18 protein-coding genes, 2 pseudogenes and 1 other annotated feature are annotated in these 23,639 nt (G+C 53.1%); of the genes and pseudogenes, 12 read left to right on the plus strand and 8 right to left on the minus strand.

Annotated features, from left to right (window positions below):
• Positions 1 to 124: 124 nt before the first annotated feature.
• The 4 genes from ACHAC9_RS11230 to ACHAC9_RS11245 form a co-directional block, all read right to left on the minus strand.
• Positions 125 to 445 carry a hypothetical protein gene (locus tag ACHAC9_RS11230; RefSeq protein WP_435760067.1) on the minus strand — a complete coding sequence of 107 codons (321 nt, stop codon included), beginning with the start codon at positions 443 to 445 and terminating at the stop codon, positions 125 to 127.
• Between the two features lie 1,128 nt (positions 446 to 1,573).
• Positions 1,574 to 3,676 (minus strand): RHS repeat-associated core domain-containing protein, encoded by a 2,103-nt coding sequence (locus ACHAC9_RS11235; RefSeq protein WP_435760068.1) that lies wholly within the window; start codon positions 3,674 to 3,676, stop codon positions 1,574 to 1,576.
• Positions 3,677 to 4,190: 514 nt separating this feature from the next.
• Positions 4,191 to 6,959 carry a DUF6531 domain-containing protein gene (locus ACHAC9_RS11240; protein WP_435760069.1) on the minus strand — a complete coding sequence of 923 codons (2,769 nt, stop codon included), beginning with the start codon at positions 6,957 to 6,959 and terminating at the stop codon, positions 4,191 to 4,193.
• A 191-nt stretch (positions 6,960 to 7,150) separates the two neighbouring features.
• Positions 7,151 to 7,456 (minus strand): hypothetical protein, encoded by a 306-nt coding sequence (locus ACHAC9_RS11245; RefSeq protein ID WP_435760070.1) that lies wholly within the window; start codon positions 7,454 to 7,456, stop codon positions 7,151 to 7,153.
• A 355-nt stretch (positions 7,457 to 7,811) separates the two neighbouring features.
• Here ACHAC9_RS11245 and ACHAC9_RS11250 point away from each other — a divergent pair, with 355 nt between their 5' ends.
• Positions 7,812 to 8,186: a hypothetical protein gene (locus tag ACHAC9_RS11250; RefSeq protein WP_435760071.1), complete on the plus strand. Its 375-nt coding sequence runs from the start codon at positions 7,812 to 7,814 to the stop codon at positions 8,184 to 8,186.
• Positions 8,187 to 9,330: 1,144 nt separating this feature from the next.
• On the opposite strand, the gene ACHAC9_RS11255 is transcribed toward ACHAC9_RS11250, so the two are convergent.
• The gene (locus ACHAC9_RS11255) at positions 9,331 to 9,534 is read right to left on the minus strand and encodes a helix-turn-helix transcriptional regulator (RefSeq protein WP_435760339.1); all 204 of its coding nucleotides are present in this window, start codon (positions 9,532 to 9,534) and stop codon (positions 9,331 to 9,333) included.
• Positions 9,535 to 10,150: 616 nt separating this feature from the next.
• On the opposite strand from ACHAC9_RS11255, the gene ACHAC9_RS11260 reads away from it, so the two are divergent.
• The 5 genes from ACHAC9_RS11260 to ACHAC9_RS11280 all read left to right on the plus strand — a co-directional run bounded on the left by ACHAC9_RS11260 (position 10,151) and on the right by ACHAC9_RS11280 (position 14,923).
• Entirely contained in the window at positions 10,151 to 11,140 is a 990-nt protein-coding gene (locus ACHAC9_RS11260) for an IS5 family transposase (RefSeq protein WP_435760072.1), read from the plus strand.
• Positions 11,141 to 11,534: 394 nt separating this feature from the next.
• Positions 11,535 to 12,119 (plus strand): hypothetical protein, encoded by a 585-nt coding sequence (locus ACHAC9_RS11265; protein ID WP_435760073.1) that lies wholly within the window; start codon positions 11,535 to 11,537, stop codon positions 12,117 to 12,119.
• A 174-nt stretch (positions 12,120 to 12,293) separates the two neighbouring features.
• Complete coding sequence (abiEi, locus tag ACHAC9_RS11270) at positions 12,294 to 12,851, plus strand: type IV toxin-antitoxin system AbiEi family antitoxin (RefSeq protein ID WP_435760074.1); 558 nt, start codon at positions 12,294 to 12,296, stop codon at positions 12,849 to 12,851.
• A gap of 313 nt (positions 12,852 to 13,164) precedes the next feature.
• Positions 13,165 to 13,551, plus strand: a complete 387-nt coding sequence (locus ACHAC9_RS11275) for a hypothetical protein (protein ID WP_435760075.1) — start codon at positions 13,165 to 13,167, stop codon at positions 13,549 to 13,551.
• Positions 13,552 to 14,362: 811 nt separating this feature from the next.
• A complete protein-coding gene (locus tag ACHAC9_RS11280; RefSeq protein WP_435760076.1) occupies positions 14,363 to 14,923 on the plus strand; it encodes a metallophosphoesterase in 561 nt (186 codons plus the stop codon).
• Here ACHAC9_RS11280 and ACHAC9_RS11285 read toward each other — a convergent pair.
• Entirely contained in the window at positions 14,822 to 15,802 is a 981-nt protein-coding gene (locus ACHAC9_RS11285) for an IS481 family transposase (RefSeq protein ID WP_435760077.1), read from the minus strand. The genes ACHAC9_RS11280 and ACHAC9_RS11285 overlap by 102 nt on opposite strands.
• 195 nt (positions 15,803 to 15,997) lie before the next feature.
• Here ACHAC9_RS11285 and ACHAC9_RS11290 point away from each other — a divergent pair, with 195 nt between their 5' ends.
• The 4 genes and pseudogenes from ACHAC9_RS11290 to ttcA all read left to right on the plus strand — a co-directional run.
• Entirely contained in the window at positions 15,998 to 16,234 is a 237-nt protein-coding gene (locus ACHAC9_RS11290; protein WP_435760078.1) for a hypothetical protein, read from the plus strand.
• A gap of 88 nt (positions 16,235 to 16,322) precedes the next feature.
• Positions 16,323 to 17,473 (plus strand): annotated as a pseudogene (locus tag ACHAC9_RS11295) (IS3 family transposase); the annotation flags it as partial.
• Positions 16,601 to 16,717 (plus strand) — a sequence feature (AL1L pseudoknot). It overlaps the preceding pseudogene by 117 nt.
• A gap of 136 nt (positions 17,474 to 17,609) precedes the next feature.
• Positions 17,610 to 18,718 (plus strand): IS3 family transposase gene (locus ACHAC9_RS11300; RefSeq protein ID WP_435760079.1). Its coding sequence is split into 2 segments (ribosomal slippage): positions 17,610 to 17,862 and positions 17,862 to 18,718, totalling 1,110 coding nucleotides; the frame shifts between segments, so codons are not numbered across the junction.
• 343 nt (positions 18,719 to 19,061) lie between these two features.
• Positions 19,062 to 19,823 (plus strand): annotated as a pseudogene (ttcA, locus tag ACHAC9_RS11305) (tRNA 2-thiocytidine(32) synthetase TtcA); the annotation flags it as partial.
• A 19-nt stretch (positions 19,824 to 19,842) separates the two neighbouring features.
• On the opposite strand, the gene ACHAC9_RS11310 reads toward ttcA, so the two are convergent.
• A complete protein-coding gene (locus ACHAC9_RS11310) occupies positions 19,843 to 20,400 on the minus strand; it encodes a GNAT family N-acetyltransferase (RefSeq protein ID WP_435760080.1) in 558 nt (185 codons plus the stop codon).
• A gap of 117 nt (positions 20,401 to 20,517) precedes the next feature.
• Between ACHAC9_RS11310 and ACHAC9_RS11315 the strand changes: the two genes are divergently transcribed.
• Positions 20,518 to 21,039, plus strand: a complete 522-nt coding sequence (locus ACHAC9_RS11315) for a SixA phosphatase family protein (protein ID WP_435760081.1) — start codon at positions 20,518 to 20,520, stop codon at positions 21,037 to 21,039.
• Between the two features lie 19 nt (positions 21,040 to 21,058).
• Here ACHAC9_RS11315 and ACHAC9_RS11320 read toward each other — a convergent pair whose 3' ends face one another.
• A complete protein-coding gene (locus tag ACHAC9_RS11320; RefSeq protein ID WP_435760082.1) occupies positions 21,059 to 22,621 on the minus strand; it encodes a hypothetical protein in 1,563 nt (520 codons plus the stop codon).
• Positions 22,622 to 23,054: 433 nt separating this feature from the next.
• On the opposite strand from ACHAC9_RS11320, the gene ACHAC9_RS11325 reads away from it, so the two are divergent.
• Complete coding sequence (locus tag ACHAC9_RS11325; protein ID WP_435760083.1) at positions 23,055 to 23,621, plus strand: RBBP9/YdeN family alpha/beta hydrolase; 567 nt, start codon at positions 23,055 to 23,057, stop codon at positions 23,619 to 23,621.
• Positions 23,622 to 23,639: the final 18 nt, after the last annotated feature.

The following is a 23,639-nucleotide window of genomic DNA, read 5'->3' on the forward strand; positions in this document are numbered from 1 at the left end:
TCCTTTGAAGCTGAGCATGTCGGATCGTCAATGTGCGGCGTTGCAGTCTACTCGATCGGGGCCACCGCTCGGCTAACGCGACAAAACCCGTTTGTCGGCACTGACCCTGTGCCGCCCCTATGCATCAGTCCGTGTCCGTTTGTCGGCACTGACCCTGTGCCCCCCCTCTGGCCTCGCCGTGCCCCCCTGCGCGCCACTGCTTAGCACGCAACACGCTCTCTATCATTGTCAACGTCAGGGGCAAGTACTCACTGCGCCGCCGGGCAACATAGCCTGCAAAAGGCAAGATTGAGAACACTGCTGCAAGAAGTGCATTCTTCCCAGCAAACTCGGGTGGGAAGAACTTATCGAACTCGAAGCCACTCATGTCAACGTGATAGTGATAGGCCAACTCTTCCATGTAGGCTTCAGCAATATCTCCGTAAAGGCCAAGATCGTGATACATCCGCGTGCTGCCGTTACACCGTGCGATCTTTGCCTTCAGATAGGCCGCAGCGCCTGAGGTATTCGCGCAATTCTATCGAAAGTTCGTCTGCCATTCTATCAATCACAAAAAGCGTCGTAGAGTTCATAGGCCGCCAAGGCATACCCGGCATATGGGAGCTTCCGCAGGACCTTCGTGATCCCGTGACGCGTCGCATTCGAGTACAATTTTTTCGCTGCCGCCGCATGATTCATCTGGCTAAAACTTGAGGTACGCCTACCTGAAGGGCCTCCCCCGTCAACGCCTCCTCGCGGTTTGCTCGTAAACGCACCAGCTCCACCAATTACACCGCCTGCTGCTGCATTGCCAGCGGCACCAGCTAAACGGTGGGGCAATTTACCGCCGACCTGTGCAAAATCGTCAGCGCTGAACGCATGCGACAGACCTGCCGCTCGACCGGGTCCGTATGACACGGACAGCCCGCCACGGCGGGCGCTATCCGTGATTTCGACGGTAAGCGTTTAACAGAGAGGTGGATAGTGTCTTACACGGGAAGCCTGCAACGGCGGGCTTTATGGCAAACCGGAGGGTTGCGTGATGTGTGAGAGATTGGCTGGGGCGCGGGGGACTCCCCGCACCGGCCCAGGCTGGCCGTTGCCAGCGGCCGCACCGCCACCAGGCGGCTTTTTCGGCAGGATACGAACGGGATATAAATGGGATACGGCCGGCCGCAGATGGGATACGAACAGGATACGAATTATGGCGGAACCGCGCAGCGGTGGGACAGGTTGTCCGCCGCTACAGCCGAGGTCGTGTCCGATGATGTCAGACCTGGCCCCGTTGTTCCTGCAAGAATGAGCGGGCCAGGTGTTCATTACTCCTTAGTTAAATCTGCATCACAGTTTTGACATTTACTTCTCACAAACCCTGCGTAAATAGAAATGCTGCCGAGCTTACCTTGGTAGGCAACCGGAACACCGCAATTCGGACATCGGATTCGCATAAGTAGAAATGACCCTCCCATTATCCACACAAAAAAAGCAACTATAAGGGCTGTTTGTTGCGTTTCGACGAGGGCGATAATGATCGCTAGTCCGACCAAAATAAACGCACAGGCAGCGTAAACGAATTTCTTTCTAGGCGAAGTCATTATGGGCCTTTCTTCGACGAGAAAATATTCCGCAGCAAACCCCGCAAGCCCCAAGTTCCGGTAGTAGAATTCGAAATCGAGCCACCCAATTTGGCAGCAACGCCAATCGTACCTCCTACGACCTTGCCAGTTTTTGGATCTTTCATCAAGGTACCGCTACCCACCACACACGCAGCATTTAAATTCGTTGTATCACCGCTGACATTCGATAGTGCACCCGGCACATATCCAAGTTGAGCACCCAAGCCAACAAGTGCTCCCCCACCCACTCCACCGGACGCGACGATACCAATATCCAATGGTCGATTGCTAATATAAATACCTGCGCTGCCTTCGATGCCGCCTAAAAGCACCACGCTGCCGCCACCGGTAAGCGTGAATGTCGCAAGCCCGAAAGGGTCAATGTACGAAAGTGGATTCCCTTCGACATAGGCATAAGTATTTATTCCGCCTTCAAGCCCAATGGGATCGCTTTGGAGATATCGTCCCAGTGAGGCGTCATAATAGCGATTCCAGTTATACCAAAGCCCACTTTCTGCGTCAAAGTACTGGCCCGGAAAGCCGATGTTCAAACCACCTATCGAATCGACAACAACCATGCGTCTATCGAATACAGCATTCTCGGCACGCCATACCACATTGCTATTGATGTCAGTCAATACCTCAGGCCGCCCAGTTTGATCATTATGACTGGCAAAGAACTGATCATTACGAACAATCCCAATCATTTGCCCATCATTATGAACATAGCTTGTAGTCGTGGCCCCCACTTCCGCCAAAATTTCCCCACCTGGACCGTAGATGAAGTAGGTCGCCTCGCCACGTGAAATTTTCACTACCCGCTGATCAAGCGCGTTGTAACGGTAGTCGCCGACATGCCCCCCGTTCACGTGTACCCCCTCCAGCCGGTTGAAGTCATTGTAGGTATAGACGCGCGTACCGTCATGACGTGACTCGTTCGTCAGGTTCCCGACCAAGTCGTAAAGCAGCGTACTGGACTTGCCCGCCCCGCGCCACGACATAATTCGATTGCTGGCACTGTCGATTGTGAAGTCGTAGCTCCCTTCTCCCTCGCGTCCCTGCAGTGTGCGGTTACCAACCTTATCCCATTGGAAGCTCTGGTCATCTATACCAACCCGGTCTACTGTTTCAAGACGATCAGCTGCATCGTATCCAAACGTTGTGCTTCGTGCAGGATACACATTGTCGGTTGACGAAGATATCGTATCAACATCGTGATAACCAAATGTCAGGTCATGTTTTCCTGGAGTGGAAATCCGCTGCACCCGTATGTCGTTGTCGAGCGTCAACATACGGGGCAGTCCGTTTCCGAACCGCCACGCATATATCCCATCACTGGCTGGCTGGTACAGGAAGGAGTCTGCCAGTGTCATGCCCGTTGCCATACCAGCTCCCGGTGCGGCGTTCACAATCGCTAGTGCGGACGATACATGACCGAACCAGGCATTCCCTCGCAGCATTTGCCACTGCATAGTATAAGTTCCAGCTGCAGGCGCCACTACATTGAACCGGAACGTATGTTGCTCCCCGGGCGCTACTGTACGGTCGAGTGCAACACGGTTCTCACGCCAAAGAACATTGTTACTCGGATTTTGGGAGCCCAACTTATAATCAGCGGCGGGATTCCAGGTAGTATTGCCGGTATTTTTATAAGTCTCAACAACAGTGTACGATTGCCCTGAAACCATCAAGGATGGAACTTCTTTACTAACAAGCTCAGCGCTGTCACGTGGGGGCTCAACACTGACGGTGAAGTTTGGCGATTGGTCCCCAAACCACTCTGACGGCTCCCTCAACATGCGCCAACGGAAACTGTATGCTCCCGGCGCTGTAGGCGCTGTCACTGCAAAATAAAAAGTATAGCTTTGGCCTGGTGCTACTTCTACGGATCCAGCGATACTACCCGGAGTCCAAGCAGCATTGCTTTGCGACCCCAAACGGAAGCCTTCCGATGTTCGCCAAGTGCTCGTTCCATTGTTCTGCAATGTTAGCGCGACGTTATAGACCCCACCCGCTGCCATTACTGCGGGTACCGACTGAGAAACAAAAGCCGCTGAATTTCCGGAAACTGTGTCGTCCATCAGAAGATCAAGCAGCACTGGAAGCAGTTTCGCGATTGTCAACGAAGCGGGTGGTGCGGACGGGGTAGAAGGTCCAGACGGGCTGGTTGGTGCTGACGGATCAGTTGGGGCTGGTCCGGAGGGAACCGGAGACCCGGGAGGTGACGGGGGCTCCGGGGGAGGCTCCGACGGTTCCACTGGGTCCACTGGTTCAAGACGTAACGGTTGAAGCATGCCGGGTGCCGATGGCTCGGACGGAGTTGATGCTTTGGACGACGCCAATGCTGCACCGGCGTCATGCGGGGACTTCGCCTTTTTATCTTTTACAGGCGCTGCAGCACCTACCTCCCCCCCTATAAGGGCAGAAATAACCAATACGGCTTGAACAACTGTAGCAACACGACCAGATAGTTTTTTCATTTTATTTTACGTTTCTCGGCACTTCCACATAACTTCCCCACGACTTGGCAGCGTCGCGATAAGCGCGACGCCGCAGTAATCCGCCAGAGTGCGGCGCTCAGACTTGAACGCGATGTCAATTCTTTGCTTTTAGAGCGCTCGGGCTCTTAATCGCGGTACGACGTCCGACATTGTCATACTCATAAGTTATAACCAGCCCCGTTGGATAGGTCATGCCGGTCATCCTGCCAGCGTTATCATACGTCCAGCTGGTATTAAAGACCTGACCATAAATATCGTTACGTTGTCCCAACAGCTGTCCTGCGGCGTTGTAGGTATAATTGGTCTGCCCAGTGCCGTCATTTATCTTGGTTAGGTGACCCATGCCATAAGCACCTTCATCGTAGGTAAAAGCTTTACAGGAAGTGCTACTACAAGAGCGAGTTTGCCGACTAAGCATGTCCCAAGTGAATTCAGTCGCCCTAGCGGCTGTTGTTTTCGTTCTTAGCCTACCACCGCGATCGTACGTATAGCTTATCTGCCTAGTATCGGGGCTAACAAGACTAATGACGTCGCCAAAACCGTTGTAGCCATAGTGCGTTTGCAGACTGCGTGGGTCGGTGACGGTTTTGTTGCGGCCTTCGTTGTCGTAGGCAAGCTCGACAACACCGCCATCGGCGGCGGTCATGCGACTGAGTTGATTGCGGAAGTTGTATTCATAAGTAGTTACTCGGCCAGCTGCGTTAGTTACGGTCAATAAGTTTCCGTTGTCATCGTAGCGTTTTTGGACCTTCTGACCGTTATTGCCCAAAATATCATAGGGTCGTCCTTCAGAATCAAAGATCGTTTTTGCACTGAACTCTCCATCAACCTTGCCGCTCAGAACGCCATTACTTAAGGCAGGGACTTTGCGCGCGCTGCGCGTTGTAATGGAATTCTCAGTTAGATTAAGGTTGGTTTCCGTAAACTCTCCCAGAGCGTTACCAATCCCTACTTGACGACGTGCGGCATCATATTTGTACTGGACCATTCGCCCATCGGAACTGCGAATCGACTTGATCTGGCGATCATGTTCATAGACAAAATTCGTCGTCCGAGGGCCTGGCGATACGATACTTTTAACAAGACCGCGCTTGTCATAGTCGTATTCGGTTGTCTGACCGTTGATATCCAGATACTTTCGCGGTAAGCCGAGCCCATTAAAATCGGACCAAGACTCGGTCTGTCCGAGCGCGTTTGTACGAGAAGTTATGCGCCCAAATTCATCGTAATTTTCGACCGAAATTGCCTCGCCCTCATCTAATTGAATAGATGCGGTCACTGATGCAATTGTCCCCGCAGGTCGCATAACATACGCATAATTAAAAATGCGTTGCTCGCCATTTTTCGCGTCAGTAGCAACTTGCTTGGTCAATCGATCATTTAAATAGGTGTTCGTTAATTGCAAATAAGGATTACCGTCGACACCCCGATGTTCCACTCCCGTATTCTTGGTACCCGACCATGTATAAATTGTTTTCAGCGCTTCTGATGTACCGGCTGCTTCTACCGTTGACTTTAATCGACCATAGGCGTCATACTCATAGTCAGTCTTATTTTTTTTCCAGTCCAGTACGTAGTCGATATAACCATTTGTATCATAAACCGTCTCCGCTGCAGCTGAAGAGCATGTCGACGTTCCTACACGCGAAACCCGTGTTATTTTCAGCTCAGCCTGAATTGGCGCAAAACTGAAAGTGGTAGACGCGCCTTTCGCATCGGTCACGGTCGTTTCATTTTGCCCGTAAACGAAATTATCCGCCTCGCCATCGCCTTCCAGTGCACTACGGCGTACGCGACCGTCCGGATAATAGCTGTAGCGGCTATATCGAACGCTATTAATCGAGATACCTGTTAGCAGCGTGGCGGCTTGCGCCGCACTGGAATCCTCGTAATGATACTCGCGGATATCAGGGTCGGCATCCGGCGAAGTTACCTTCGTCAACATACCGTTTTGATTGTACGTATATTTCCAAGTATTGCCTGAAGGGTCTTGTACTTCAGCCACACGATGGTTTGCGCCCAACCGAAGTTGAACCTTCTGCCCAGCGTTATTGCTGACATCTATAATACCGCCAACACGGTGTTCAACTTTTATCAATTGTCCGGAAGCATTATTGTACGCCTTTTGGAGCACCCCAGCCTCGCTGTACTCATAAGTTCCCGATGGTGTCGATAGAGTATAGCCGACACCCTTTTCCCAAGTCAGCTGACCAGTGCGAAGAGCGGACTTTACGGAATAATATCCGCCAATGGCAAACCAATCATTTTTATCGAACAATTCTGGGTGGACAAAAGAATCTGCTTGGTAAAGGTATTTTGTGCCATCCGGTTCGATAAATGTGATCTCCTGGTATGCGTTCGACGACCATCTTTCAGTAGATTTTCTTCCGAAGCGTAGCGAAGGAAAATCGAGCGTCGACATCCAGTTAGCGCCAAATAAAGTGCCTGAGGCTTGCTGGCTGCGATATGTCCGCGTCAAATTAAACCCATATAGCCCCATTGACATGAAATCGACTTCGTCTTTAATCTTTTCCCCAGTTGTTATGATCACAGGCTTGCTCGTTGTGTTTGAGCAAGTTATCGCTGAATCATCCTCTGCCGGTGGCGCCGCAAGCGGGATTTCAACATCTTCATTGGTATTACCTGCGGTATCTTTCACTCCCCACGGCGAGTACGAGCCAAAGCCAGAAATATGCGGCCGTGGTGGCGGCTCAGCAGGCTCGCTAGGTCTCTGGCCGGTTATGTAGACCCGTTCCGCCTGAACCCAGTTGCCATCTGAGTCTTTATAATAATAGTATTCCTCTTTCGCTAAAGTCGGAGATGATATAAAGATGAGGGAAATCAAAGCAGCAATACGCTTCATTTTTTTCGACATATCGATCGATGACTCGTGCAAAAGACTTTTTCGTTGAACGACCATAATTGGGGAGTTATTAAGAAAATGTGCAGGTTAAGCCAAGCAGTACATATGACCGCAGCGATTATTGTCCACATGGCGCATTGCAGGCAACGAACGCATCGAAGAAAGCACGCCGTATAGCTGGTTATTGAACGTCAATTGAGTCCGAAGCTCGTGATAATGCACTGAGCATCTCGCTGTTCATAGTAAATGAACATTGGAATTTTCGCCGTCTTTGCCGTCATAACTGTGGCATAAAGACGGTTATGTTCTGCAACTGTCGATCCTCCTGGAAGCCCTAAACCCCCATTAGCGCACGTCGATGGCGTATGCCATAGCACGACAACAGTTGCGCCGTAGCTTTCTAGTTTCCAAGCAGTGGGCACTTCGGAAAAACCTGCGCCAAAGACATTTGGACTTAACGAAATCGCTAACGCTGCGATGCCGACGATTTTATACATATAAACCTCGCTATAAAAAGGAAAACTTTCTCTGCTTGTAATCTATTTGTCAACCACTCGTTCCGTAGTTCACTATTGACATTCGAAGCGGAGAAATATTTTATTTAATCAAAGAATGGACTTTTTGAAAATTTTCGACTTTTATAAGGAATGCCTACCATTATTTTAGCTTTCCTGAGCGATAAGTTAATGACTTACTTGGAGAGGCGTAAGTGCGTAAGTAACGCAACGTTTCCTTGTGGCACACAAATCACGTCATCAATTGTTCCAGCCAATTTCATGTCCATAGCTAACGCCATGCTGAGCAAAGCAAAATAAACGCCTTCCTGATGTTGTTGTTGCATCAATCCTATATATGGCAATGCTGTTGAACACGGAGGGCATTGCCATGCTGCAACACAAATGCACATGTACATTTTGGTCGCTGGCGCTCACTATTTCGACAACATCGCAGCCATCGAACTACCCGGCGGAGACGGAGCCGGTAATTAATGAAGAAGTAAATGCTAAGAGGATTTTTGTTTTCATTGAATTACTCATGAAAATTCATGACTCTATATTACAATTTTGGCAGACTCTATTTATGGACGACTATATAATCGACAGTTTCACGGTCGCCCCACACGTCACATACTCCCTTACCAATTACACTCACAGTTTTACCTACAGCATGGGCAGCGAGAAGGGCCGCAAGCATTGCACGTCCAGCGGCGGCATTTGGGCCAACTAAGTCAATTGCCCACTCATTGCCCGGACTGCAAGCCGGTGGGTTAGAAGCGGTTCCAGCACTAAAAAAGAGTTTGCCAGAACTCGAAACTAGGTAATTTCCCACGGGCCCCGAACTGGTTCCGCAAAGAGCTGGTCCCGACAAAGCGGCCATACTAAAAGCTAAGACGATTTTTTTCATTTTCATGTTTTTATCAGACACAGTATTTTTTGCCGTTAAGGAATCTTAAAAAAACAAATAATTTAGCAGCGAAATTTCTCGATCGCAACAACTGCTTAGTTGGTTCTTCAAAAAACTCGTCATAGTGTCTTGATTGCAACATAATTTACAATTACGCGAATGTTGTTGATTTACAAATAGATGTGTGTTAGGCACAACTCGAGAGGTAGAAGAACTTCCGGCGATAATTTCAAGCACGATTTTTACTCTTGATAAAATACGTTATCAAGAGTAAAGATGTTGGCGTGCACTACGCGATCGTGGCGTTGCGGGATGGCTCCTTCACACTGCTGCCCCCTCTAGGCCACGGACTAGGTTGGCGGGGTTTTACCTTGCGACAGAGCGATTTGAGGTGTAAAACGTAGCTTCGTATTCAGCCGCCGATTTGCGTGGCGAGGCAAATCGTGTCCTCGAAGAGTGGTGAGCGCGGCCACACTTTTTGTCCATCATAAGTGCGGGTAAGTACACTTATGACCGTTGTGAAGCAACGAAGCTTGATTGACCAGGTGCTCTTCAATCTTGTTCGGAAGTTACTTGTAGTCATCGGACAGTCGAGGCGTACGCGCTGACAGCAGTTTTGAATGTACTAGCTAGACTACTAAACATGTACAACATCGACAAAAAAACGTACCGCTTCGTAACTGTGCTTACAGCGGAAACGTGCGTTCTAGGCGTGCCTGTTGCCGTGTGGGACAACGCGTTCCTAGGTCGTTTTCAGCAGAACATGGCCCTGCACAAGGGGCTAACCGACAGGAAGCAAGCAGACATCAATCTAGCTGCACGGGGGAGCGAGGACCCCGGTTAGGTCCACCTGCGCGTCCTGCTCTAGGGTTATGTAATCGAATCGTTGTGCTGCCGAGCCCGGACCCTGGCGAATGCCATCATCGGGTTAAGGGTCTAGCCGTTGAGATAGTGCGCCATTCTGACGCTAGATAGCGGCGACTAGCTCCTCTGTCGAAATGATCAGCGAGCTTGCTGTAGTTCCAACGGCAGCAGCTAGCTGGAACACCGCTCGAACGGTAGGCTGCCGCTGACCACGCTCAATTAGACTAATGTAAGTCCTGTCAAGGCCTGCAGCATGCGCAGCCTGCTCCTGAGTGAGCTCAGCGCTTAAACGCGCCTCGCGAAACACTATTCCAAATGCTAAGCCTGGGTCCAATGATTTCTCCTCTTTGGAGAAATCATCCCTTTGCTGTATGATTAAGTCTTCGGACTATAGTCATCATTTCTTCAAGATTCGAGGGCGCCTTTGTGCAGGCAGCCTGGGATTGTTCCATCCTGCTCGTCGAAATGTATCGTTGAGCCGCTGCTTACTTACTTCAGTGCAATCATGGCGTTTGACTTACTCTGTACCTTGAATTCGGGCGCGCACGCAGATCTCTGCCTGCGCTACTGGGCATGCGACGACGAAGGAGTCTGGAAAGAGAGTTTGACCAGCCTTTGTCGGGCGTTTGCGCTCACAGCAGAGGCGTTAGAGAAACAAGTCTCGGATAACTCAGTCGCATACGCGCTCAAGATGCGCTGTAAGTGCTGTGGCATGCCTGAGTTTGCGGTAACCCGGGTTCAATTCGAGCGATTAGCACGTTTCACATCTCGATTCGCGCGGCCGTGTAACAATGTTAATTGTGAGCTCAAGCGCAACCCGCTCGATTTATTGAAAACGTTAGGGAAACACTGATTTAATCGGCGAGGTCTCGCCCGAAGCGAGCTGAGCTGGCACAATGGCGTATCGCATTTGCACAAGTTACATGATGAAGCAAACGAGCTTTTCCGACGTCGAGTTCGCCAGCAAGAAGAAGCTGACGCGGCGCGAGCGTTTTCTGGCCGAGATCGACGCGGCAACGCCGTGGCCTGCCCTGGTGGCAGCGCTGTTGCCGCACTATCCGAAAGGCGATGGTCGCGGTCGCCCACCGATCGGTCTGGAGCGCATGCTGCGCATGTACATTGCTCAACAGTGCCTTGGCCTGTCGGATGAAGGGATCGAGGACGCGATCTACGATATCCAGTCGGTGCGCGCGTTTGTCGGTATCGACCTCTCGCACGAATCGGCTCTTGACGCGACGACGCTGCTAAAGTTCCGCCGTTTGCTCGAAGAGAATGCGCTGACGCGCCGCATCTTCGATGAGATCAAGGGCCACCTTGCCAGCAAGGGCCTGACGATGCGCGAAGGGACCATCGTGGACGCCACCTTGATCGCAGCGCCACCGTCGACCAAGAACCGCGACAAGGAGCGCGATCCGGAGATGCATCAGTCGAAGAAAGGCAACGACTGGCACTTTGGCATGAAGGCACACGTTGGCGTGGACATGGCGACCGGGCTGGTTCATACCGTCGTCGGCACCGCTGGCAACGTAGCCGACGTGACGCAGGCGCACGCGCTGCTGCACGGCGGCGAGAAGGCCGTGCTGGGCGACGCTGGCTACCAGGGCGTGGCCAAGCGCCCCGAGAATGCGGGCAAGGCGATCGACTGGCATACGGCAATGCGGCCAAGCGTGCGCAAGGTGCTCAAGAAGAATCCGCTGGGCCGAGCCAAGGAAAAGCTCGAGCAAGCGAAGGCCAGCGTGCGCGCGAAGGTCGAGCATTGTTTCCAGGTCGTGAAGTGCCTGTTCAAACATCGCAAAACGCGCTACCGCGGACTAGCCAAGAACAACGCGCAGCTGTTCACGCTGTTCGCTTTCGCTAATCTGGTGCTGGCGCGAAGATTCATCGGGCGCATACACACCCAAGTTGCGTCCTGAGTGTGGAAAACGCTCAGGTAGTGCACAAAAAACGGATCAATTCTCCCTTCTGACTCATCACCGGGCCGAGATTTCGCTGTTGCGCGCCGCAATTACGAGAACACCGTAGAAGCAATCGGAAACTGATTAGTTCAGCGCTTCCTTAGACTCACTCAACCGGCGCGCTGACGTCATCGAAGAGAAGCTTCAGGCACTACGCCGGCAACTTCAGCCTGTCGAGTATGCGTCGCTGAACGTAGTTGATGCATTCTATTTATACTCCCTTTTAGTCGCGTCCGTAGGCGCCTGGTACAACGATGAGCTACCGGCGAATGACTCTCTACGAGCTAAAGTAGCGCCTACGCTCCTGTTGACAGAAAAGGCATACGAGCGGCTACGTTCTCTTTCAGTTATCGTGCCTAGCATTCACTCACCTTTGCAGTCTTTTAATATCGCAGGTGGCAAGAACAGTCCAATCACATACGATCCTCTACGTGTTAGTTGGACGCTTGCAAGAGATACAAACGGCCACGTTAAGGATCATTTAGTAGCTTTGCTGCGGAGCATAATCAGGTCGGCAGATGAAGCAAGCCGCCGGCAGATCCGTCAGGCTCTTGTCGAGCATGAATGCATAAATCTAATTGGTGGCAAACTGGCCAGTTTAAACATCAGTTTGAATCGAGCGACAGAATCACAGTTGCGTTCGGCACTCGAACCTATGTTGCGTAATCTCCCGGCAAAGGCGGTTATCCTTTTCATAAATGAGATTTTTATTGATCAGCGGTTTTGGGGCAAGTTTAAAAAGGCTAGAAGAGACACCGCTGTTTCGACTACAGTGGCTAAAATAGAAAAGTACGCAAAGGCAATGCCGCGGTTTAAATTGGCCGCAGATGCCTCGGAGCCGCTTAATGATCAGATACTTCTGGAGGGCGATTCGGTGATGTTGAATATTTTTTGCCAATTTCTTTCGGAGCAGTCTCAGCGCGCACGCAGCGATTGATCCTTGAGTGACAACATACGTTTGCGAGCCGATACACCAATTGCGTCGGGGAGGCTATCTATTTTTTTCGGAAGTACAATAATGATTGCGCATCCGCTCATGGGTGTACAACGGATTGTCCGGCAGGGCCGTGCAGAAATATTTTTCGAAAAGTCTGCTGTGGATTAAAAGCAAATGGATTTAAACGCGTTGCATACTAAGCTCGAGCAATTGGATGAGCTTGGTATCCAAGTTCTCGACTGGCCTGACTTGAAGCGCCTTCTAGGCGAATATTCCCCTAATCTAGTTAACAGAGTTGTGCAGAATGCGTTACGCGAGAAGGTATTGCAGCGGGTAGCTAGAGGTGTTTTTGTGAACCTGCATGCGCGGTCACGCAAGAGCTATCTGATCGAAGAGATAGCATGCGTCCTTAGAAAGGGATACTTCAATTATGTTAGCTTGGAATCTATTCTTTCTGAATTCGGGGTCATTTCTCAGATTATGATCAGCCGGATTACCATCATGACTACCGGGCGGAAAGGAACATTTCATACACCCTATGGAATCATAGAATTTACACATTCCGCTCGTAGATTGGATTCGCTTGTTGCACGAACGTTGCACATCGAAGGGAGACCGCTCCGCATTGCGACTAAGCGCGCAGGTGTTGCGGACCTGCTACGTGTAGGGCGTAATATCAGCATGATCGATTGGGAGGAACTCGCTGACGATGATTTCAAAGTAGACGATTAAAGTTTCGAATTAGCGGTTCTACTGTCGCTTACAAACAGTTCTTGAGCTCAATCGCCTAAGCGGTGGAACTCGCTGTTCTATTTGCATAAGAATAAGCCGTAAATGAGTGGGCAGCGCATTGCGACGGGTAGAACTGTGATGCGAGAACGAGACGTTTCTGACTGAACGGGTGTTGTGATTCGCCGAGGGGCGTAAGACTGGGCACATCGCCAGACGGAACAACAGGCATTTTTCGAAAGCGAATTGCGCTGTCACGCTTGCAATCACGCAAGTTTCGACCCTCATGTTGTACCGCTGCATTTGATTGTCGAAGATGTTCCAGAAGATTTCGACAGATTTTGAACTACACATGCCGGCCCATCCTGGCAAGATACCATTTATAGAGAGAAATATGGCCGAGCGAATAATAGACGATGCCAATTCGGCATTTTCGCTAGATAACACTGTAGATTTTATGCTTCTTGCAAAATTCAGTGAGTTGGAGTGCCGATCAGCTGATGCCGGTCGACCAATTAGTGTAGATCTGGAAAAATTATGCCGATTCGCTAACGTTGTCGGTAAGAATACAGCCCGCTATCTGGAAGAGAGGATGGTGCTTTGGCTGCGTAATGAACATAAGGCTGCGGTTTCTGTTAGCGATACAGCGCGAGCGGAAACAATAGATTCGCTGATCAGGTCTCAATTCGATCAGCGGGTCTGACTGTTTGCAACCGAGAGCTTAGTAACGGCATGGAACGCCCTTATAAACGTGGAAATGCGTTATAGAAGGTAATGACCTATAGCACGATTTAATTGGCAGGCCTACAGCACATAACCTAGATGCTCATCTCATAATCTTAAAATTTTGGAATTTATGAAGAAGCTCAGTTGGGCGAATGAGATATCTACCAAGTAATCTGTTTTATAGAATGGATGATGATGATGATGACGGATCAAGTGCCGACTAAACCTTTAGAGATTTCATCCGATCGGAAAGCTGAGGCATCGTTTGGAGCACAGGACACAAAACAGTTTGCCGAGGAAGATAACGCTGAGCTAGTTGCGCAGCTCCGACAGGACGCAATGGATCGGAGGGCGGCACTATATAGAGCAGGGGAGCTTCTTGACTCTGCCGAACTGTGTAAACGTCTCGGAATTACACAGCAAAGCCTAATTGTTGCGGTGCGCGAAAAACGTATTTTCGAAATCGAGGGGCCAGGCCGGGCCATATGGTACCCAAGCTTTTTTGTGACTAGCGCGGCAACTCGGGGCAATCTTGAGCGAGTTTCTGTAGCTCTAGACGACTTGCCAGGTGACGCTAAATGGTAATTTTTTATAACACCGAAGTATTCTCTAGACGAAAGTACTCCCTTGGCTTCACTAGATCGGGGTGAGGTAAGTCGTGTCCTCTCCGCTGCGGTCGGATATAAGGAACGCCGACTTGGGCGTTAGCTCATCGATGCGGTTAAAGCTAGCATTACAGCTAAACAAAATATCGCATTTATTAAGCTTAACTACTAACGGAGAGAGATATGAGGTTGTTAGTTTTGTCTGATCTTCATTTGGAGGTCTGGGGCGCTCACGTGCCACGGATCGATGTATCGATTAGCAGGCCCGACGTCGTAATTCTCGCTGGTGACATTCACACAAAATTTCGTGCGCCTTCGTGGGCTGCAGAAATTTTTCGGGAATTACCGGTAGTCTACGTTGCTGGAAACCACGAATTCTATGGAGACTCAATTGAAAAAACAGGAGAGGCGATTGCCCAGGAATGTGCCCGTTACCCCAACATATATCCTCTCAACTGCGGGGAGTACATTTATAGAGGCGTTCGTTTTTTAGGTGCGACTCTCTGGACTGATTTTTCCCTGTTTGGCCCTGATCGCAAGTGGAGCGCGATGCTCGACGCTCGTACTGTAATGAATGACTACCGACGTATCAGCGTCGCGACTTCCGGGTACAGGAAACTGCAACCGCAAGACACTGTTCGCCTACATGTCAAGACCCGCTTGGTTATAGACGCGTTTAGTGAACAATTCATGGCGCTTGGCCTGCCATTGTTTAAGTGCCTGAATCGGCGTCTGGTGCTTTAACGCCCGCTGTGGGATGTTGTGGTTGTAGATCTTAACGTAATTGCGCAGCGTCGATTCAAGCTCGGCTGCTGAACCAAAACGGGTCTGATTGACGATGTCGCTGATACGGCCATTGAACCGCTCGACCATGCCATTGGTTTGCGGATGGCGTGGCGGAATAAGGCGGTGCTCGATATCGAATTGCTTGCATAGCCGGTCAAACAGGTGCCGCCCGCTGGGCTCCTTGTTTTTGCCCTTGGCGGTAAAGCGGTCGGTGAACTGGCTGCCGTTATCGGTGAGCAGTTTGACGATCTTGACGGGGCATGCCGCGCGCGCCTTGGCCAGGAAATCGGCACTGCTGCTTTCAGTCTGGTCAGCATAGATCTCGATGAATACCCAGCGCGTGGCGCGGTCGATGGCGACGAACAGGTAGCGCCTTGCAGACTCGTCCGGCATCTGCGGCAGGTACTTGATATCGATGTGGATGAAGCCGGGCTCGTAGTCCTTGAAGGTTTTCTTCGTTGCCGGCGCGCCGTCGTCCTGCGTGACCAGGTTGCGCAAGTCGGAAACGCCGTGACGGCGCAGGCAGCGCCCCAGGCCGGCGCGTGAAACGGCCGGATTGATGAACTCTCGCGTGACTGCCAGTAGGTCGTCAGTGGGCAGCAGCAGGGTCTTGCGCAGCTCGACGACGATCAGCTCTTGTTCAGGCGTGAGCGTCGTGTTCAGGGTCTTGGGGCAATGAGAACCGTCGACCGGGCTGTCGCGATCCTGCCATTTCCTGATAGTCTGCCGCGTGACGTTGTAGAGCCGGGCCAGTTCCGCTTGTGGCAACGTCGAGTTCTTGATTTCTTCGCGGATCAGGTGCGTCGTTCGTGCTCGGCTGTGCAAGGCTTGGGTCATCAGGCTACCAGTAAAAGATCAGGTTGGAACAGTGTACGCAAAACGTGCCTCGCTTTGAAGAGGGGCCAGCTACGGACGGGTACATGATCCCACGAGTCTAAACACCTACACACCGTGCAACGAACATGGCTTCAAGAAAAACTTGATGAGCCGTTCGCTGGACGTACGGTTGTCGTTACCCACATGGCGCCTTCAATGCGCTCGGTTGCTCCTGAATACGCAGCAGATCCAGTTTCGGCTGCATTCGCTTCGAACCTAGACGAAATGGTAGTGAAGGCAGATGTTTGGGTACATGGCCATACGCACAGTAGTTTCGATTACGAAGTGGGAGAATGTCGTGTCGTCGCCAACCCGCTCGGATATCTGATGCGGAATGGCGGTGCTGAAAACGAAGAGTTTGACCCCAATTTTATTGTTCAGCTAGAGCGCTGACCTCTTCCATGTCAGCATCATTTGTACCATCACAACTGTACTGAATCGCCCGGGTTTTGTAGAGCCCCATTCTTAAGAAAATGGAGCCATGAAAAAGCAACCCAAGTATTCCCCCGAAGTCATCGAGCGCGCTGTACGCATGATTAGCGAAGCCGGCAGCCAGTACGAATCGCAGTGGGCTGCAATCACGTGGATCGCCGCCAAGATCGGCTGCGCCCCAGAGACGCTGCGTCGCTGGATGCGCCAGCTGGAGCGCGATACTGACTAGCGGCAAGGACCCTCCACTACCGAAAAGGAGCGCGTCAAGCCGCGCGAGCGAGAAGTGCGCGAACTGCCTAAGGCGAACGAGATTCTTCGTTTGGCGAGCGCATTTTTCGCCCAGGCGGAGCTCGGCCGCCACTTCAAGCCGTGAGGGCTTTCATCGACCGGTACTGCCATGCCTACGCTGTCGAGCCGATCTGCAAGGTGATGTAGGTCGCGCCGTCGGGCTACTGGCGCCATGCTGCGCAGCAACGCAACTCGGCGTTGCGCTGTGCCCATGTCCAATGCGACGACGTGCTGAGCGTCGACCTAGAGCGTGCCTGGTAGCGAACCTGCAGGTCTACGGGGCCGACAAAGTTTAGCGCCAGCTGAGGCCTGAGGGGACAGATGTGACCTGCTGCACCGTGGGGCGCCTGATGCGCAAGGCTGGCCTGTATGGCGTCAGGCCAGGCAAACTAGTGCGCACGACGGTAGCCGATGCGAAGGCGCCGTCCCCGCTCGACCGGGTGAACCGCCAGTTCAAGGTCCAGCGACCAAATCATCTGTGGGTCAGCGATTTCGCTTAAGTCTCGACCCGGCAGGGTTCGTCTATGTCGCCTTCATGATCGACGTTTTTGCCAGGCGCATCCTAGGCTGGCGCGTCAGCTGCTTGATGCGGACCGACTTCGTGCTCGACGCCTTGGAACAGGCCCTGTGCGCTCGCTAGCCCGAACGCAACGAGCTCGCCCACCATAGCGATAGCGGCTCGCGATACATATCGATAATGTAAAGCGAGCGCTTGGCAGAAGCGGGCATCGAGCCCTCTGTAGGGAGCAAGGCCGACAGTTACGATAATGCCTTGGCCGAGACTATCAACGGGCTCTACAAGGCTGAGCTGATCCACCAGCGCGCACCCTGGAAGACGCGTGAGGCCGTCGATTGGCCACGCTGAAGTGGGTTTCCTAGTTCAACCACCACCGCCTGCTGGAACCGCTCGGCTAGATACCGCCAGCAGAAGCGGAGGCAAACTATCACAAGCAACTGAGCAGTCAAGCAGTCTGATCTGCATTGGCGAAATTAGACACTTCCGGACGCGAGTTTTTGGTCAATAATTCCTTTGCGGGAGGGCTTGACCATGAAGCGCAAACATTTTCCTGCAGAACAGATCGTATCGGTCTTGAAGCAGGCCGAACTGGGCATGGCGGTCGGCGACATTGTCCGGCAGCTTGGCATTTCTGAGCAGACGTTTTACCGCTGGAAGAAGCAGTACGGCGGTCTGCAATCCGAAGGCGTGCGGGAGCTCAAGATCCTGCAGGACGAGAACGCACGGCTGAAGAAATTGGTAGCTGAGCTGAGTCTGGACAAAGCGATCCTGCAGGACGTCGCCTCAAAAAAGTGGGGCGGCCCGCGCTGAAGCGTGAGGTGGTCGATTACATCATCGATCACTACGGATTGAAACTGGCGCGGGCCTGCCGGCTGATCAAGCAAGTGCGTAGCACGCAGTATTTGTCGAGCAAGAAGGATCCAAAGCTGGCACTGCGCCAACGCTTGCGTGAGCTGGCCCAGGTACGCGTTCGTTGGGGCTACCGGCGCCTGCACGTACTGCTCAAGCGCGAAGGCTTTCAACTGGGCGTCAATCAGACCTACCGCTGGTATTGCCTGGAGCAGTTGCAGTTGCGCGCCTGGCGCAAGAAGCGGCGCAAGAGCGCAGTGGCTCGCCAGGCGCGCATGCAGCCACGTCGAGCGAACGACGCATGGAGCATGGATTTTGTAGCGGACCAACTCGCAGACGGAACGAAAATTCGACTGCTGACGATTATCGACATTTACAGCCGGGAGTCCTTGGCCATCGTGGCCGGCCATCGCTTGCGCGGAGAAGACGTCGTAACTGCACTCAACCGGATCGTCGCAAAACGCCCGGCCCCGAAATGCCTGTTCGTCGACAACGGGAGCGAATTTTCGGGACAGATGCTGGACCTGTGGGCCTACCACCATCAGACCAGGATCGATTTCAGCCGGCCAGGCAAGCCGACCGACAACTGCTTCATCGAAACGTTCAACGGATCGCTACGTGATGAATGCCTTAACGTCCACTGGTTTTCCTCACTGGCCGAGGTCGAGTCCGTCGTGGAGGCATGGCGCATTGACTACAATGAGATTCGGCCTCACATGGCTCTCAAAGACCAAACCCCGACGGCCTTCGCTCGGAGCGCGGTTTCTGGAGGGCCGGAAATAGGCCATTGACCGACCAAATCCTCAGGTCCAAAGTGTCCATGGAATCCAAGCGGATCAAGTCCCCGCCTGACTCACACTAATCGGCGTCCACGAAAGCCGGGGCAATTCATTTACCAACTAGGAGTGTCCAGAAAAGTCAGGGTACCTCAGGTATTGCACGCTCGATTGAACTACTGAACGAAGCCTCAATCAGCGAGTTGCCCGCGTAAGCTCAGTCGTGTTGTGGTTTTCAAACAACATAATTCTAGGTTCGCATAGGCTACAGGAAGCGACCTGTAAAGATTGCATAAGAAGTTCTGTGTAAAGATCTCCATCAAGGATTCCCTATGTAGGGTGGAATCTTGACATAAATTGTATGCGCATTAGGAAGGACAGCTATGCCCTGCTCGACATCCTGCTGACGCTGCGCGAGCGCGCGCCGATCCACTTCGATATCGTCGCCGTGAATCTCGACCAGAAGCAGCCGAATTTTCCTCCGGAAGTGCTGCCGGCCTACCTGGATAAACTGGGCGTGGATTACCACATCGAAAACCAGGACACCTACAGCATCGTCAAGCGCCTGATCCCGGAAGGCAAAACGACTTGCTCGCTGTGCTCGCGCCTGCGCCGCGGCATCCTGTACCGTGTCGCCGATGAACTCGGCTGCAACAAGATCGCCCTCGGCCACCACCGCGACGACATCCTCGAGACCTTCTTCCTGAACATGTTCTTCGGCGGGAAGCTGAAAGGGATGCCGGCGAAGCTGGTGTCCGACGACGGCAAGCACATGGTGATCCGCCCGCTGGCCTATGTGAAGGAAGCCGACACCGAGCGCTATGCGCAAGTAAAAGGCTTCCCGATCATCCCGTGCGACCTGTGCGGGTCGCAGGAAAACCTGCAGCGCAAGCAAATCAAGGCGATGCTGCGTGGGTGGGAAAAGACGCATCCGGGGCGCGTCGACAACATCTACTCGTCGCTGTCGACCGTCGTGCCCTCGCACCTGCAGGACCGTAACCTGTTCGGTTTTGTCGATTTGAAAACCGATGGCGTGGCCAATCCACTGGGGGATATCGCGTTTGACGAGGAGCCGTGCTCGACGCCGGCCGTGAATACGATTTCGCTTACACAGTTATAAGCAGTTTCGGCCATCCGGCCTATCGAAAAACGGCAGAGTGCTTACTCTGCCGTTTTTTATTTGCATTAAGAATATTAATGACAAATAACTGCAATTGACGCGCAGTGTCCGGCGCCTCGATCATGCGCTCAAAGCGCAGGCCGAGTTTTTCGAGCAGGCGGATGGAAGCACTGTTATCGGGACGCACAGTGGCGACGATGCGTGTTAAACCCAGCTGCGCCGCATGCGCCAACACGCCCTGCGCCGCCTCGAACGCATAGCCCTGCCCGCCATACTGCGGCAGGAAGGCATAGCCGATATCGACATCGTCGAGAAAATCGCGTTTTGCCAGGCCGCATACGCCGATCGGGCAGCCGTTCTCCCGGAGTTCAACCACGTCGAAGCCGAAGCCGAGACGCGCGTTCATTTGCATCGGACCTTTGACGATGTAATCGCGTGCGCCCTCGATCGTCCGGATGCCGCGGTCGCCAATAAACCGGTGCCAGGCTGGGTCGTTGAGGAGGCCCAACATGAACTCGGCATCGCTCGGTGCCATGTGGCGCACGCGCAGCCGTTCGGTCTGCAGGACAATCTTCAAGGGCTCCTCCGGACATTCAGTTTGTCGCTGGAAAGAATAGCACCGATAGCGCCATGCCGCGACGGTGGCCGGATATGATAAGTTCATGCTCGCTCATCACCCATCGAAGGAAACGTCATGCCCCTGTTCCCGCGCCTGTCCGGCGCCTGCGCCCTCTTCCTCGCCCTGCTGGCGCCCTGCGCCGCCATTGCGGAGCCGTCGATGATCTACCTGGTCCGCCATGGCGAAAAGGCGCTTGAAGGCAAGGACCCCGAGCTGGCGCCGCAAGGCCAGCAGCGTGCGCAGAATATCGCGGCGATGCTGGCTAAAACCGGCATCGCGCACATCTTCAGCACGGCGACGAATCGCACGCGCCAGACCGCGCAACCGCTGGCGCAGGCGAGCGGCCTGACTGTGCAAATCTACGATCCGAAAGCACCGCAAGCCCTGGTGGCGAAAGTGAAAACACTGAGCGACCCGGTGCTGGTCGTGGGCCATTCGAACACGCTGCCGGAACTGGTGCGCCTGTTCGGCGGCCAGCCGGGGCCTGATATCGCCGACAACGAATACGACCGCGTCTATCAACTGGTACCGGGCGCGGGCGGGACCATGTCCACCGTACTGTTCACGTCATTGCCGCTGACGGGCGCAGCACCTTGATACCAGCGGCGCCCATTTCCTAATTCCTGGCGAGCGCGCCAGGCAGGAGAGGTGGCACCCGGGATGGCGTCGTCTGGCCGCGTCCGACACGGTCGCCGATGTCGTGGCATTGGAGCTCCGCGGTACGCTTCGTCGCCGGATAAGCGGTGAAGGTCCAGAATTGCTCGCGCCAGAACGGACATCGACCGAAATCCCCATGGTTCTGCGGTGATCCGTCGCGTACACCGAACCGCGTCAGATAAACGCGTCTGCGCACGTTTTCTTCCATGAACACCTGGTTTGCACTGCGCAGCATGTTGAACCAAGAACCCGAGGTGCGGTCCTGGAATGAATTAATGTCGGCCAGCGTATCGTCGATCCAGATGAGCAGGCTGCCGCGTGGGATCACGTCGTAGTAATGCGCTTCATTGACCTCACGCTCCGGATGCAGCGACAAGTGATAGAACCGTGTTCTCTGGTTCGCCTCGAGATAAGGTGCCACCACTGTTTCCACATCTTTCAGGCGCGCTGCGGCGCCCATGTAGACGATCTGGTCGAAGCGGATGCGCGGATACTTGGCAAGAATATTATTTGCAATGATCGTTCCCATGCTATGCCCGACCAGAATGGTGGGCAATTGCTGGAATTTTTTTGCTTCCTCTTCCCATCGGCGGAAAAATTCGGCCGCTGCAGTCGAGGCGGCACTCACCGGGGACCCTGGCGCTTTTTGCTCCTGGACGCTCTCCTTTTCTTCCGTCGTTCTTCCCTGAAAACTGCGCGCCTTACGCAATACCAGATCGGCACGCCGCAACATCGAATTCCAGGCGCCTTTGCCCAATCCATCGATCAAGGGTGCGGTAACGAGTTTGATGGGATTGGCCCGCAGCACGTCCTCGGCATCGGAATGGCCAAACTCTTTTCCGGACAAGCGCAGCTGGAACTCTCCCGCCTTTGTCAGCGTCTCGAGACTGCGCGCTGCCGCGCGCTCCTCGGCGGTCTGGTAGCGAGGACTCAGACTGCGTTGTCCAAACACCACATTGTAGACAGCGGCAGGAATATGCACGACCGAGCGCGTGAGGTCTTCCACAAACACAATGGGGGAGGTAACAACGCCAGGGAAATGGCGAGACATGCCGCGCCGAATCAGGAACAGGTGATCACGATAATTACCTGGAAAACCGGAATCCCAAGAAATAAACAGCGGGTAACTCCCGTCCTTTAACATACGCGCACGCACCCGGTCGACACGATCGGTGGCGTTCTCAAAGGAATTCAAGCCGCCGTGAATGAATATCGTCAGCTTTAATGGCGTGCCGCCAGCAGCCTGCCGATCTTTATTGATCAATGCAATATGCGCGAATATAGCTTCCAGGTACGCTTGCTCGTCTTCCACGATTTCTCGCGTATAAGGATTGAGGAGCTCGCCCTGCGATCCAATGTAGATCTGGTAGAGACGTGCATTGCCTTCATTTAAACCGTCCAATGCCGTTTTTGCCCAGGTTTCTCGTGAGTGGTTCGTGGCGCAACCGGCGAGCAAGGTCAGCATGAGTACCAGACACACAGCGAATGACTTAGCGAAGAAACCGTCCTTGTGCCGGTACATTGCTGTCTCCTCTCGCTGCATCAAAGGAAATTGGTATTTGTAAATTTAATCGGTTTCAATCGCCCTTGCTTTACTCTAGCACCGCGTTGATATACCCCTCCTCAAAAAATTTTTGATTATGCAAAGCGCTACAGTTTTTTATTGGTCGCGCGATTCTTTCATCGAATATATTAATAACAATATTATGGCGGCAAGCAGCCCCCGCTGCGCGGCCTTAGGGAACCGCTGATTTAATCAACCGCTGACCTAGCGAGCTGTCACAATAGCGTACCCAACCAATCTGACCAATGATGCATCGAACTTTTCCCGGCGCCGAGTGCCCGGTAAGACGGAGCAAACTCGGCGCGACCGTTTCTTGCAGAGATCGGGACTGCAAGACCGGAACCGATTGCCGTGTTTCTACCCGAAACAATCCTTTTACATATAACCCAACATGAAGAAAAATACGATTTTGCTGCTGCCGGGCCTCAGCAACTCCGGACCGGAACATTGGCAGACTCACTGGGAGCGGGAGTGCGGTTACGAGAGGGTGCTTCAGGACGATTGGGATACGCCATGTGTCCAAGATTGGGTCGAGCGTTTACAGGCACGTATCGTGGCGGATGACACGCCAAAAATTCTTGTCGCCCACTCCCTCGCCTGCTGCTTAGTTGCCCACTGGGCGCGAGCACATCGCGGCCCAGTGGCGGGTTCGCTTCTGGTGGCACCGAGCGATGTTGAAGGACCGAATTACCCACCCGGGACGGTCGGGTTCGTACCAATGCCACTCAGCGTTCTGCCCTTCCCGACGATGGTCGTAGCTAGTACTGACGATGAATACGTCCCGCTCGCTCGTGGCCGGCACTTTGCCCAAGCATGGGGAAGCGACTATCGGCTCATCGGCCCTCGCGGACATATCGGCAGTGCCGCCAAGCTTGGAACGTGGCAGGAAGGCCAAGCGCTGCTCGCAGAGCTGCAAGACGCGCGTCCAAGGGCCGGGCACACACAGACGTTGCGTTAGGCACAAGCTAATCTATAC

The organism is Massilia sp. CMS3.1, assembly GCF_051262535.1.
Lineage (GTDB): Bacteria > Pseudomonadota > Gammaproteobacteria > Burkholderiales > Burkholderiaceae_D > Telluria.

Coding starts and splice junctions, on each gene's coding strand:
- ACHAC9_RS11325 (WP_435760083.1), top strand. CDS start 23,055: ATGAAGAAAAATACGATTTTGCTGCTGCCGGGCCTCAGCAACTCCGGA.
- ACHAC9_RS11235 (WP_435760068.1), bottom strand. CDS start 3,676: ATGGACGACACAGTTTCCGGAAATTCAGCGGCTTTTGTTTCTCAGTCG.
- ACHAC9_RS11315 (WP_435760081.1), top strand. CDS start 20,518: ATGCCCCTGTTCCCGCGCCTGTCCGGCGCCTGCGCCCTCTTCCTCGCC.
- ACHAC9_RS11245 (WP_435760070.1), bottom strand. CDS start 7,456: ATGTATAAAATCGTCGGCATCGCAGCGTTAGCGATTTCGTTAAGTCCA.
- ACHAC9_RS11260 (WP_435760072.1), top strand. CDS start 10,151: ATGATGAAGCAAACGAGCTTTTCCGACGTCGAGTTCGCCAGCAAGAAG.
- ACHAC9_RS11290 (WP_435760078.1), top strand. CDS start 15,998: ATGCGCTCGGTTGCTCCTGAATACGCAGCAGATCCAGTTTCGGCTGCA.
- ACHAC9_RS11285 (WP_435760077.1), bottom strand. CDS start 15,802: ATGACCCAAGCCTTGCACAGCCGAGCACGAACGACGCACCTGATCCGC.
- ACHAC9_RS11275 (WP_435760075.1), top strand. CDS start 13,165: ATGTTCCAGAAGATTTCGACAGATTTTGAACTACACATGCCGGCCCAT.
- ACHAC9_RS11280 (WP_435760076.1), top strand. CDS start 14,363: ATGAGGTTGTTAGTTTTGTCTGATCTTCATTTGGAGGTCTGGGGCGCT.
- ACHAC9_RS11250 (WP_435760071.1), top strand. CDS start 7,812: ATGGCAATGCTGTTGAACACGGAGGGCATTGCCATGCTGCAACACAAA.
- ACHAC9_RS11230 (WP_435760067.1), bottom strand. CDS start 445: ATGTATCACGATCTTGGCCTTTACGGAGATATTGCTGAAGCCTACATG.
- ACHAC9_RS11240 (WP_435760069.1), bottom strand. CDS start 6,959: ATGAAGCGTATTGCTGCTTTGATTTCCCTCATCTTTATATCATCTCCG.
- ACHAC9_RS11320 (WP_435760082.1), bottom strand. CDS start 22,621: ATGTACCGGCACAAGGACGGTTTCTTCGCTAAGTCATTCGCTGTGTGT.
- abiEi (WP_435760074.1), top strand. CDS start 12,294: ATGGATTTAAACGCGTTGCATACTAAGCTCGAGCAATTGGATGAGCTT.